Raw genomic sequence first — 13,095 nt, 5'->3', positions numbered from 1 at the left:
AATATGTAAATTTTTAAATAATGTTCAAATAATCAAAAACTTCTTCCAAACTGGAAACAAACTTAACATCTATATTATCCTTAACTTCTTCTGGAAGCTTAGAATAATCTTTTTTATTGTCTTTAGGCAAAATAACCTTGCTTATACCGTTTCTATAGGCTGCTAAAACCTTTTCTTTAATACCACCCACAGGAAGAACAAAGCCCTTTAAAGTCACCTCACCAGTCATTGCAAGATCCAAAGGAACTTTCTTATCAGAGAGTATTGAAGCAATTGCTGTTGCAATGGTAATACCCGCAGAAGGCCCATCTTTTGGGGTTGCTCCTTCTGGAAAGTGCAAATGAATTTCAGGACTTTCCTTTACATCAAAATTAAGCTTAGAAGAATAGGTCTTAACTATAGAATATGCAAGCTGTGCACTCTCTTTCATAATAGCACCAAGACTACCCGTTAGAATAATGTCTCCTTTTTTCTCAAACTTAGTTGCCTCAACAGGCAGAACTGTACCACCATAATTTGTCCAAGCAAGCCCATAAACAAATCCTGAAGAATCAATCTTAATTAAATCCAAATTATACTCAGTATCAACATAATTATAATAATTATTAATATTGATTATTTTATAAATACCTGGAATATCAGGATCATGAGTAAAAAGTGAATTATTTCCATGTATCAAAGAACTTGGTGCATAAAAATTGCCTTTGATGATTTGATCTTTAGAATACTCATAAAGCAACTCCCTTACAAGCTTTCTAATCAAATTAGTTAAAACTCTCTTTAGCCCCCTTACACCAGATTCCATAGTATAGTTTCTAATTAAATTAAAAATAACATCATCTTCTATTCTTATATAAACTTTGTCTAAAAAACTCTCTTTAATTATGCTTGGAATCAGAAAAATCTTAGCAATCTCTAATTTTTCAATATAAGAATACCCCTCAACTTTAATTATTTCCATTCTATCCAAAAGCGGCTTTGACATGCCATTAAGGGAATTGGCTGTTGTAACAAATAAAACATTAGAAAGATCATAAGGAATTTCTAAATAATGATCTATAAATTTATAGTTTTGCTCGGGATCTAAAACTTCTAAAAGGGCAGATTCGGGATTTCCCTTATAACTACTATTAATTTTATCTATTTCATCAAGAAGAATAACGGGATTTGATTTACCCGATCTTTTCATTGCACTAATAAAAACACCTGGAAGAGAGCCAACATAAGTTCTTCTGTGTCCCCTAATTTCTGCCTCATCTCTTAAACCGCCAAGAGATATTTTAACAAATTCCCTAGACAGTGATCTTGCAACAGATTCCACAAGAGATGTTTTGCCAATGCCAGGAGGCCCTACAAGACATAAAATAGGAGCTTTAACCTTAGAATTAATTTGATAAACAGCTAAAAAATTTATTATCTTTTCTTTTGCTTCATCCATACCATAATGAGAATTTCTTAAGATAAACTCAATCTCGCTTAAATGATTTTTCATAACAGTATTTTCATTCCACGGAAGATCTAATATTAATTCTATATAACTTCTAATAATATTAGCATCAGGGGAATTCATCTGCATTTTAGACAATCTAGAAATTTCTTTTTCAATCTTAGATTTAACATCTTCTGGAATATCTTTAGAATTTAACCTGTCAATATAATCGTTTTCATCTTTACCTAATCTTTTTTGTATCTCTTTAACTTGTTCAGAAAGAAAATAATCCCTTTGCCCCTTATCCAACTTGGCTCTAACTTTAGAATTAATATCTTTTTTAAGATCTAAAAGGTCAATTTCAATGTTTAAATTAACAATTAATTTTTCTATTCTGGTTTTAACATTTAGCTCTTGCAAAAGCTCTAATTTTATGCTATTTTCCAAGTTTGAATTAGAGGCTATAATATCGACAAGTTTGCTTGGATTCTCAAAATAATTAATTGGCTCATTATCAGTATCATAAGATTTTAAAGATAAGGAATTTCTGTAAGCCTCATAAGTTTCTTTTAAAAATTTAGAGTAAGTGAAAAGTTCTCTATTTAATCCACCAGCATCAGGCACAAAAGTAACTTTGGCTCTCAAATAATCATTTTTTTTTAAAACACTACCTATAAGAACCCTACTTTGACACTCAACCAAAACTTTTACTACGTCTTTACTGACCTTTATAACTTGGATAAGTTTAGAATAAGTGCCCACAGAGCATAAGTTTTTAACCCCTCCTCCCCTATCAGATTCATCATAATTAGACTCATTTGGATAAGCAAATAAAATCAATCTTTCCTCTAACATAGATTGAGCTATGGAATTAATTACATATTCATTATCAAAAGTCACCCACAATGTCATATTGGGGAAAAGAACATTTTCTTTTAAAATAACAATCGGAAGATCTTCTTTTTTATTTTTTATCATATTTAAGATTGATTTCATATAACTCTTTTGCCCAAGGTTTTTTAATTGCATTTCCCACCAAAATTAATGGATTAATATCTGCATTTAAAACAGATTCTTTTGTAACAACAACCTTTTTAGCCTTACTAATCGAAGGAACCTCAAACATAACATCTTTAAGAAGGCCTTCTAAAATAGATCTAAGACCTCTTGCTCCAGTATTTTTTAAAATGGCTTCATCTACAATTGATTCTAAAGCGTCTTTTTCAAATACCAGTTCAACATTGTCCATTCTAAACATATGATAATACTGCTTAACAATAGAATTTTGGGGATCAACCAATATTCTCAACAAATCTTCTTTATTTAACTTTTCAAGATACGAATGCACAGGAAGCCTGCCAACAAACTCTGGTATTAAGCCAAATTTAATCAAATCTTCCATTTCTAAATATTTTAATGAAGTATCTTCTCTTATATTCTTTTTTTCAATTGCTGAAAACCCAATAGAACTTTTATTTATTCTATTCTTAACAATATTTTCAAGCCCAACAAAAGCACCACCACATATAAAAAGTATATTTTGAGTATTAATTTCAATAGTATCCTCATAAGGATGTTTTCTGCCGCCTCTTGGGGGAACATTGGCAATGGTACCTTCAATTATCTTTAACAAAGCCTGTTGAACCCCTTCTCCAGAAACATCTCTTGTTATTGAAACATTTTCATTTTTTTTAGCAATTTTATCTATCTCGTCTATATAAATAATACCTTTCTCAGCTAAACTAACATCCCCATGAGCAGCATGTATCAATTTAAGCAAAATATTTTCTACATCTTCACCAACATATCCTGCTTCTGTTAAAGTTGTAGCATCTGCTATTGCAAATGGTACATTCATCTCTGCAGCCAGCGTTTTTGCAAGCAAAGTTTTACCGCTGCCTGTAGGACCAACTAAAAGTATGTTGGATTTTTCAATCTCAATACCATTATCGTATTTATTATTTTTCAATATTCTCTTATAATGATTATAAACAGCCACAGATAAGACTTTTTTTGCATCTTCTTGCCCAACAACATGCATGTCTAAATGATCTTTAAGCTGTTTGGGAGTTGGCAAGCCGTTGGACTTTGAATCTAACGGCTTACACAACTTTTCTTTAAAAAGATTGTGACATATTTTAGAACATTCTGGACAAATCGCTACTCCATTAGATATAACAACATTGCCGCCAAGCTCAGCGACACTAAGTCCACAAAAAGAACACTCTTTTACTTTTTGACCTTTTACTCTTGCCATAAAAACTTTTACCGAAAATAAAACTACTCCCTTGCTAATATACTATCTATAAGACCATATTTAAGAGCATCGTTTGAAGTCATAAAATAATCTCTTTCCATATCAAGAGCCAGTTTTTCCTTATCAACACCTATCTGATTAGACATAATATCTATTATTAATTTTTTAAGTCTTAAAATTTCATTAGCTTGTATATTAATATCACTAGCCTGACCACTTATTCCACCCCAAGGTTGGTGAATCATTATTCTAGAATAAGCTAGAGATTCTCTTTTACCCTTAGCACCACCAGCAAGCAAAAAAGCTCCCATTGAAGCGGCTTGACCAATACAAATTGTCCTTACATCAGGTTTTATATATTGCATAGTATCATAAATCGCAAGACCTGCAGTGATACTTCCTCCTGGAGAATTCAAATAAAGATAAATGTCCTTGTTTGAATCTTCTGATTCTAAAAACAAAAGTTGAGCAATCACAGTATCTGCCTTAGGATCATTAATCTCACCACTTAAAAATATTATGCGCTCTCTAAGCAATCTTGAATATATATCAAATACCCTCTCATAATTTCCCGTACTCTCTATTACAGTGGGTATTAAATTATGCATAAACTCCATTTTTCTTACTCACAAATTTTATAATTAACAAAATCTTTAAAAGAAATTTTTTTGCCCTTTACCTCTTTAAGATTTTCCAAAATTTTTTTCTTAGCTCTTTTTCTTTTGATATCATCCTTTAAATAAGAAATCAGATTTTGATCTTCATAAAATTTTTTAATCTCCTCATAACTTACGCCTGAATTTTCAGACTGCCTGGCCATTTCATCCTCAACATCGCTCTCAGCAACTTTAATTGGGTCTAAATCTACCATTTTCTGAATTATCAACTTAGATTTCAAATTCCTAAGAATCTCATCTTTTAAATTATCGCTACCAACATATCCTGAAGAATAGAACATGCTTTTAAACTCTTCAAGGCTCATATTATTTTTATTTTGCCTTTTGGCATCCTTAAAAGCAATTTCAATTTCAGCCTCAATCATTGAATGCGGAATATCTATTTCTAACTTTTCAGAAACAATAGAAAAAAATTTGTTTAGCTTTAAAGTTTCTTTTTTTTCTTCAACAATGTTTAAAAGACTAGACCTTATAAAATTTTTAAGATCATCTAGTGTATTATATTTACCACTAATATCCTGTGCAAATTCATCATCTATTAAAGGGAGATCTCTTTTTTTAATACTCTTAATCTTAATCTTCAATTTTCTTGAAGAACCTGCAAGTTCTTTAAATTTGTAATCTGCAATATAAGACTTTTCTATAACCCTCTCTTCATTTATTCTCATACCAATTACATCTTTGTCAAAATCATAATAAGTCTCAGATTTTCCAACAGTAAAAACGAAGTCTTGTCTTTTTGTTGATACTATCTCATTTGAAAGGTTATCAAGCTCAACAAAATCCACTTTAACAATGCTATCTTTCTTGACAACTCCTTGCTCATCTTCAATAATAATTGCATTTTCTATTTGAAGATTCCTAATCTCATCATCAATATCAGAATCATCAATAAAAACTTCTGGAACCTCAACTTTAACATCAATCTCATCAAAACTTGGAATTTTAAATTCAGGATAAGTCTCATATACAAAAGTAAATTCAAAATCTTTATCAAGATTTAATCTTAAATTTTTTTCCTTTATAGTAGGAGTAGCATAGCTTAAAGGCATTTTTGCTTCTTCTTTGAAAAATTCTTTAAGAGAATTATTAATCACTTCTTCTAAAACAGTAGCTCTTAATCCCTCAGAATATTTGTTTTCAATAATATTAATGGGAACCTTTCCAATTCTAAAACCTTGAATCTTAAGTCGGGAAGAATAATCTTGCAATAATGAATTATATTTTTCCTGAACAACACTTTTTGAAACTTTAATGACAACCTCAACTTTTGAACCTGGAAGAAGCTTAATATCTTTACTCAAAATCACTGTTAATGCCCCAATTAAACCTTATTGATAATTATTAAAAAGCGAAAGACGGGATTTGAACCCGCGACTTCCACCTTGGCAAGGTGACACTCTACCCCTGAGTTACTTTCGCAATTTTACAGAAGGTGGGAGTCGAACCCACAAGCCAAAGGCACTAGATCCTAAGTCTAGCGTGTCTGCCAATTCCACCACTCCTGCATACTTCATACTCAAACTAGTATACAAAAACTTAAAAGCTTTTGCAAGTATGCTCAATCTACTTAAGTAAATAATAATTTCGCACTCAGCAGGAGTCGAACCTGCAACCTTCGGATTCGAAGTCCGCCGCTCTATCCAGTTGAGCTATGAATGCAGTTGAAAATAAAATTGACTAAAGGGTGATTGACGGGGCTTGAACCCGCGACATTCGGAACCACAACCCGACGCTCTACCAACTGAGCTACAACCACCAATAACTAGTGACTATGATTATTATAATATTTTATAAATATTTAATCTCTAAGTCAACAAAAGATAAAAATAATAAAAGTCATAGGTCTTTTATTAGAAAATTTATAATAAAACAATAAATTTTCTAAAATTAAAATTTTTGAAATCTTTCTAAGCTTTTTTTCAAAAACTCATAAACTCTAATAGTTGAAGAAATATTTGCTCTTTCTCTAGTAGTATGAGGCCATTCAATCCAAGGCCCAAGAGTAACAGATTCTATACCCCCCAACCTAGAAGATATTATGCCTGTTTCAAGCCCTGCATGTATTAAGGAGACATTAGCAGATTCAAGATACATCTCTTCGTATACGTCTTGAAGATGTTTTAAAAGATTGCTATTCTTATCAGGCTTCCAAGAAGGATCGTCATAAATTACACGCAAATTAGATCCTGATAAATCACTTATTGATTGTAAATGATTGCAAACATAATCTTTGTCTGAATCTAATAAAGATCTTATTAAAAAAGTAAAAATATAATCGTCTTGCATTTTTAAAAGACTTGAAAAATTTAAAGAGGTCTTTATAAGCTTATTTTCATAATTTTCTACTTTTTGAACTCCATGTAAAAATCCCATTCCCATATTTAAAAGCTTATTTTTGCTATCTTCATCAAGAACTTTAACTGATGAAAATTCTCTTTTATTAACAATAATATCAAATTCATCTTCAAGAGAATATAAACTTTTAACTTTAAGTACAAAAAGTTTAAGCTCTTTATTTAATAAATCATAATCAATATCATCTATAAAGATCAAGGCCTTGGCTTCATTTGGAATTGCATTGCTGCTGTTTCCACCAAAAATACCTTCAATTTCAAAATTAAGATTTGCTTTAATTTCAAAAAGAGCAAAAAACATTAATTTTAAAGAATTTGCCAAATCTAAATGAATATCTGCTCCAGAATGGCCACCTTTAAGCCCCTTAAACAAAATCTCTACCTTTGTTTTTTTCGTTACAAGGCTATACTTAGGAGAAAAAACAATCTCAACAAGTCTTGATCCCGCACAACCAACTAAAAAATAACCTTCTTCCTCTCCATCAAGATTAATAAGGCTTTTACCACTACATAAATTAGGATCAAGACCAATAGCACCTATTAAACCTATTTCTTCATCAACCGTAAATAGAAGTTCTAAATCGGGATGAGGAAAACTATTGGCTTCACTCATAATCCCCAGCATCATAGCTACTCCAATCCCATTGTCAGCTCCAAGAGTAGTCCCTACTCCTTTAAGATATCCATCCTCTTCAACAATTTCAATTGGATCTGTTTCAAAATTATGTAAACTGGATTCATTTTTTTCACAAACCATATCAACATGAGATTGCAAAATAATAGGAGACATATCAATATTATTATTTGATTTTATCTGCACCACAATATTCCCAACACTGTCTTCCTTAAAAGGATAACCAAATTTTTTGGCCCTCTGCTTAATAAAATTAATAATTCCTTTAACATTTTTTGAACATCTTGGAATTTTTGATATCTCTTTAAAAAAATCAATTACAATACTCATAATAACTTTCCTTTGATTAAATTAAATCCATAAATATACTTAGATTTAATTTATAATTAATCATATAATATACTAAATTAATCTTTAAATTCATTCAATGAATTTAATAATATTGGTTAAGCTTTTTCAACAAAAGCTGCGCAATAATTAAAATTTAAAAATTCTTTAGGAATTTCTGAAATAAATCTTGAAGGCACCTGATCAAAAATTTGCCTATCTTTTTTCCGCTTATTAGCCATTGTAATAACAAGAGAATCTTTTGCACGAGTTAATGCAACATAAAAAACTCGCCTCTCTTCTTCCAAGTCAAACTCACTATCTTCAATAATTCTATGATGAGGAATAATATTGTCTTCAACGGCAATAAAAAATACATAATCAAATTCTAACCCTTTAGCAGAATGCACTGTCATTAAATTGATATTAATATTTTCAGACTCCTCATTTGCTTCGTTAGATTGAAGAACTATGTAATTTAAAAAACTGCTTAAATCTCCCAATTCACCAAGTTGTTTGGATTCCCAATTTTTGATTATGCTTAAAAACCCTTCTATATTTTGATATTTATATTCAGCTACTTTGATTGAATTGGGATTCTCATTAACTAAAAATCCCCAATATTCAATGCTTTCTATCATTTCTTTGATTATATTAGAATAAGTGTTTTTTGTTGTACTAAATTTATATTGATACTCTTCAATAAAAGATACAAAATCTTCTATGCTTTCAATGACCTGCTTATTTAAAGCTTTGTCATAACTAGAAATGTTTGTAAAAGAAAAAGTAATGTCACAAAGAGCCTCATAAATGCAACAACCCTTCTTGTCTGCTATATCTCTAATTTTTTTCAAATATTCCTTGCCAATCCCTCTTCTTGGAACATTAATGATTCTAAGCAAATCATAATCGCTTTTAGGATTTATTATTACATTTAAATAAGAAATAATATCTTTTATTTCTTTTCTCTGAAAAAAAGATGTTCCCCCTGAAACTTTATATTTTATGCCTTGTCTTCTAAAAATCATCTCAACGTTTTTAAAAAGAGCATTGGTTCTCATAAGAACTCCTATCTTTTTAGACTTAAAACCTTCTAACCTTGAAAGCTGTATGATTTGACTTGCAATAAACTCAGATTCTTGAATTTCATCTTCAAATATAAAAAAATCTATAACTTTGTTACACATCTTTGAAGACCACAAAGTCTTTTCTTTTCTATTTTTATTATTTAAAATCACAGAATTGGCAACATCTAAAATATTTTTCGCAGAACGATAGTTTTGTTCAAGCTTTATTTCTTTAACATTGTAATCTTTTTCAAATTGCAACATATTGTTATAATTGGCCCCACGCCAAGAATATATCGATTGATCATCATCCCCAACACAACACAAATTATTATGATTTATTAAAAGACGAATAAAATTGTATTGAATCAAAGAAGTATCTTGAAACTCGTCAATCAAAACATACTTATATCTTTTAGAATATTTATTTCTAATATCAGAATTACTACTTAACAATTCTTTTGGTTTTAAAATCAAATCGTCAAAATCAAAAGAATTGTAAAGCCTTAATCGCTCTTCATAAAGCTTAAAAATGTTTATATCTTCTTCTTTTAAATCATTAAGAGTAAGAATACCGTTTTTTAAAAGCGAAATAACATTACTAAGTGAATTTAAAGAAACTTTTTTATTAAAAAGACCTTCATCAAGTAAAATCTCTTTAAGAAGAGAGACTCTATCATTGTCATCGTAAATGCTGAAGTTTTTTCTATATCCTAACAATTTATAATTTTCTTTTAAAAAGAACAGCCCAAAAGCATGGAAAGTTGAAACCATTAGATTACTAAGAGGACTTTTTAAAATTTTTTTAATTCTGTCTTTCATTTCATTAGCAGCCTTGTTGGTAAAAGTCAAGGCTAAAATTTCCTTCTGAGCAATGCCTTTTAAAAGCAAATATGCTATTCTGTGAGTAACAACCCTTGTTTTTCCACTACCAGCACCAGCAATAATTAAAAGAGCACCTTCAATAGTAGTAACTGCTTCATATTGAAATTGATTGAGAGAATTTTTAAAAAAATCATCATTAGACAAAATTAAAAAACCTTTGTTCCGTCTGGATATTCAACAATAACTTTAAAGTTTTCAGGAAAAGCAAAAATCTTTCGCGACTTAGATTGATCAAAATCTTTAGCTAAAATTGGAATACGATACTTATTTAATGTATTAACGGCAAACTCTGAATTTTCAAGCCCTACCTTAACCGATCCTTTTGCCATAAAATTAGTTCCCCCAAAAAGCTTGGCCTTAAGATTGCTTTTACTAGCCCCATTTTCTAACATTGCATTTATTAACATAGGAATAGCATAAACCCCATATCTTCCCCTTTGGTCAGGAGATATCTCAAGATCTGACTTAACTAGAACATAATGATTCATTCCAATTAAATTGTTTGATTCATCACAAAGCACAACAGCAACACAAGAACCAAGGATTGTAGAAATAACTCTTTTATTTGAAACAAAAGCTTCACCAGGAACTATTATCGTAACATCGCGTTTTAATTTAAAATTAAAATGGTTTAACATAAAATTAATACTCTCTTGAAAAAAAATTTATAAAACTCTTATAAAGAGCTTGCCAAAACCCTAATTTATTAACTTTACCACTAAACAAAGCAACATCTCCTACTTTTTCATTTTCTAAAAAAATCATAGCCCTCCCAACAGGCATATCCCCACTAAGTGGAGCAACCAACTTATCAACAGTATAACTTATATTAATTTTATCAAATTCATCTTTAGTTAAAATATAATAAAAAGGCTCTTTAGAAAAAAGAGCAACTGTATCTACTGTACCATTATAGACTTTTTCTTTTAATTTTACTATTAAAGGAAATTTAGAATATTCATTAAATCCATATTCAAATAAATTTTTTGCAATCAAAGCTCTCATCTTCTCCCCAAATCCATTAATTCCTTTTTCAACACCCAATACAACTGCTATCAATCTTATCTCACCCTTTTTAGCAGTAGCAATAAGATTCAAGCCTGATTCTTTAATATATCCCGTTTTAATACCATCTGAATAAGGATATTCATGTATTAATAAATTGGCATTTCTTTGTTTTAAGTTTAAAAATTTTGATGATAAAGCAGTTCCTAAATTTTTACTCTTTGGATAAACAAAATACTTTAAAGAATGAATATTAAGCATAAATTTAAATTTTTCTACATAAGATTTTACAAAAAAAGCCATATCTAGTGCTGTAATTTTATTCTCACTGCTATATCCAGAAGGTTCAACAAAATGCATATTTAAAAGTCCTAAATTTAAAACATTGATATTCATTAAATTAACAAAGCTATTTAAATTGCCTACTACAAACTCAGCAATTGCAATAGAAGCATCATTGCCTGAAGAAATTGAAAGTCCCTTTAAAATCTCTTCAAAATTAACAATTTGACCTTTTTCCAAAAACATTAAAGAAGAATTGGGGGGCGCATTATAATATGAAGCAGAATCGCTAATAGGAACTATGCTTTTTAATTTTATATTTCGCTTTTCAGCTTCAATTAAAGCTGTATAAATTGTAACAATCTTTGTAAGCGATGCTGGAGGAAAAACCAAATTGGGCTTCTTAGAATAAAGTATTCGCTTAGTATCAAAGTCCATTAAAACTATTGATTTTGCATACTTTGATAATTTATTAATCTCAACCAAATTAACTGCAAAAAGATCATAATAAAGCGGGAAAAAAATTAAAAATAAAGTTAATAAAAATTTCCCAATAACACAGATACTATTCATGTTGTAATATTAAAATTATATATTATTTATTAATTGTTAATTACAATACAATTAAAAAGGAGCCATTTTTATGAATTCTTATGATTTTATAACAGCTTTGGTACCAATAATCCTAATAATTATTGGACTTGGAATAATAAAAAAGCCAGCTTACTATGTAATACCCATATCATTAATAGCCACTGTTGCTATAGTTATATTTTATAAAAACTTGGGAATAGTAAACACAAGTCTTGCAATGCTTGAGGGCGCCTTAATGGGGATATGGCCAATAGCAACTGTAATTATTGCTGCCATATTTACATACAAAATGTCAGAAGATCAAAAAGACATAGAAACTATTAAAAATATTTTATCAAACGTATCTTCTGATAGAAGAATTATAGTCTTGCTAGTAGCATGGGGATTTGGAAACTTTTTAGAAGGAGTTGCTGGATATGGAACTGCTGTTGCGATCCCTGTGTCAATATTAATAGCAATGGGATTTGAACCATTTTTTGCTTGCTTAATCTGCTTAATAATGAATACCTCATCAACCGCCTATGGATCTGTGGGAATCCCTATAACATCTTTAGCTCAAGCAACTAACTTGGATGTTAACATTGTTTCATCTGAGATTGCATTCCAACTAATACTTCCAACCTTAACAATACCTTTTGTGCTGGTAATTCTTACAGGAGGAGGCATTAAAGGATTAAAAGGGATATTCCTTCTTACCCTACTCTCAGGAATGTCAATGGCAATATCTCAAGTATTTATATCAAAAACTTTGGGCCCAGAACTTCCTGCAATCCTTGGAAGCATTCTTTCTATGACAATAACAATAGTTTATGCAAAGTTTTTTGGAAACAAAGAAACTACTGAGCACCAAAGCAAAAGCACAATATCCTTATCAAAAGGAATTATTGCATGCTCACCCTACATTTTAATAGTAACATTTATAGTGCTTGTATCTCCTCTTTTTAACAAAATTCACGAATACCTAAAAACTTTTCAAAGCACTATTAGCATTTATCCAGAAGCAAATCCCCTACACTTTAAATGGATTATCTCTCCGGGATTCTTGATCGTACTTGCAACATTAATATCCTATTCAATACGAGGAGTTCCAATATTAAAACAGCTAAAAATATTTATGCTAACCTTGAAAAAAATGGCATTATCTTCATTTATAATCATTTGCATTGTTGCAATATCAAGATTAATGACACATAGTGGAATGATAAGAGATCTTGCTAATGGAATCTCAATAATAACAGGCAAATTTGGACCATTATTTAGCCCACTAATTGGAGCTATTGGGACATTTTTAACAGGAAGTGACACAGTTTCAAATGTTCTTTTTGGACCTTTGCAAACACAAATGGCAGAAAATATTGGAGCAAATCCTTACTGGCTTGCAGCAGCAAATACAACAGGAGCAACTGGAGGAAAAATGATTTCTCCCCAAAACATCACAATAGCAACAACAACTGCTGGATTAATTGGACAAGAAGGCAAGCTTTTATCAAAAACAATAATTTATGCTTTATGCTACATTTTAGTAACAGGATTGCTAGTTTATTTGGTATAAATTAATCATTTAAAATAAATAAGATTAAT

The 13,095-nt window shown here is 30.2% G+C and carries 9 protein-coding genes and 4 tRNA genes; 1 reads left to right on the top strand and 12 read right to left on the bottom strand.

Annotated elements, in window-relative coordinates; translation table 11 throughout:
- Positions 1-13: 13 nt before the first annotated feature.
- From lon to QIA22_RS03580, 12 genes are all read right to left on the bottom strand, one after another.
- Positions 14-2,407 (bottom strand): endopeptidase La, encoded by a 2,394-nt coding sequence (gene lon / locus QIA22_RS03635; protein WP_301612205.1) that lies wholly within the window; start codon positions 2,405-2,407, stop codon positions 14-16.
- On the bottom strand, positions 2,394-3,686 hold the full coding sequence (clpX, locus tag QIA22_RS03630; protein WP_301611836.1) for an ATP-dependent protease ATP-binding subunit ClpX: 1,293 nt from the start codon (positions 3,684-3,686) through the stop codon (positions 2,394-2,396). The genes lon and clpX overlap by 14 nt, the downstream gene beginning before the upstream one ends.
- Before the next feature lie 23 nt (positions 3,687-3,709).
- Positions 3,710-4,294 carry an ATP-dependent Clp endopeptidase proteolytic subunit ClpP gene (gene clpP, locus QIA22_RS03625; protein ID WP_301341740.1) on the bottom strand — a complete coding sequence of 195 codons (585 nt, stop codon included), beginning with the start codon at positions 4,292-4,294 and terminating at the stop codon, positions 3,710-3,712.
- Between the two features lie 14 nt (positions 4,295-4,308).
- On the bottom strand, positions 4,309-5,673 hold the full coding sequence (gene tig, locus QIA22_RS03620; protein WP_301611834.1) for a trigger factor: 1,365 nt from the start codon (positions 5,671-5,673) through the stop codon (positions 4,309-4,311).
- Positions 5,674-5,713: 40 nt separating this feature from the next.
- Positions 5,714-5,785: transfer RNA gene (locus QIA22_RS03615), tRNA-Gly, on the bottom strand.
- 5 nt (positions 5,786-5,790) lie between these two features.
- Positions 5,791-5,871: transfer RNA gene (locus QIA22_RS03610), tRNA-Leu, on the bottom strand.
- Positions 5,872-5,951: 80 nt separating this feature from the next.
- Positions 5,952-6,025: transfer RNA gene (locus tag QIA22_RS03605), tRNA-Arg, on the bottom strand.
- A gap of 24 nt (positions 6,026-6,049) precedes the next feature.
- Positions 6,050-6,122, bottom strand: a tRNA-His gene (locus QIA22_RS03600).
- A gap of 131 nt (positions 6,123-6,253) precedes the next feature.
- The gene (pepD, locus tag QIA22_RS03595; RefSeq protein ID WP_301611833.1) at positions 6,254-7,684 is read right to left on the bottom strand and encodes a beta-Ala-His dipeptidase; all 1,431 of its coding nucleotides are present in this window, start codon (positions 7,682-7,684) and stop codon (positions 6,254-6,256) included.
- A gap of 116 nt (positions 7,685-7,800) precedes the next feature.
- Entirely contained in the window at positions 7,801-9,777 is a 1,977-nt protein-coding gene (locus QIA22_RS03590; RefSeq protein WP_301611832.1) for an ATP-dependent helicase, read from the bottom strand.
- A gap of 2 nt (positions 9,778-9,779) precedes the next feature.
- Positions 9,780-10,271: a chemoreceptor glutamine deamidase CheD gene (cheD, locus tag QIA22_RS03585; protein ID WP_231011786.1), complete on the bottom strand. Its 492-nt coding sequence runs from the start codon at positions 10,269-10,271 to the stop codon at positions 9,780-9,782.
- A 4-nt stretch (positions 10,272-10,275) separates the two neighbouring features.
- Positions 10,276-11,493: a D-alanyl-D-alanine carboxypeptidase family protein gene (locus QIA22_RS03580; protein WP_301611829.1), complete on the bottom strand. Its 1,218-nt coding sequence runs from the start codon at positions 11,491-11,493 to the stop codon at positions 10,276-10,278.
- Between the two features lie 70 nt (positions 11,494-11,563).
- Here QIA22_RS03580 and QIA22_RS03575 point away from each other — a divergent pair, with 70 nt between their 5' ends.
- Positions 11,564-13,066, top strand: a complete 1,503-nt coding sequence (locus QIA22_RS03575) for an L-lactate permease (protein WP_301611827.1) — start codon at positions 11,564-11,566, stop codon at positions 13,064-13,066.
- Positions 13,067-13,095 lie beyond the last annotated feature (29 nt).

Source organism: Borreliella kurtenbachii (genome assembly GCF_030437945.2).
GTDB classification, from domain to species: Bacteria; Spirochaetota; Spirochaetia; order Borreliales; family Borreliaceae; genus Borreliella; species Borreliella carolinensis.
This window is presented reverse-complemented; position numbering and strand designations above follow the sequence as displayed.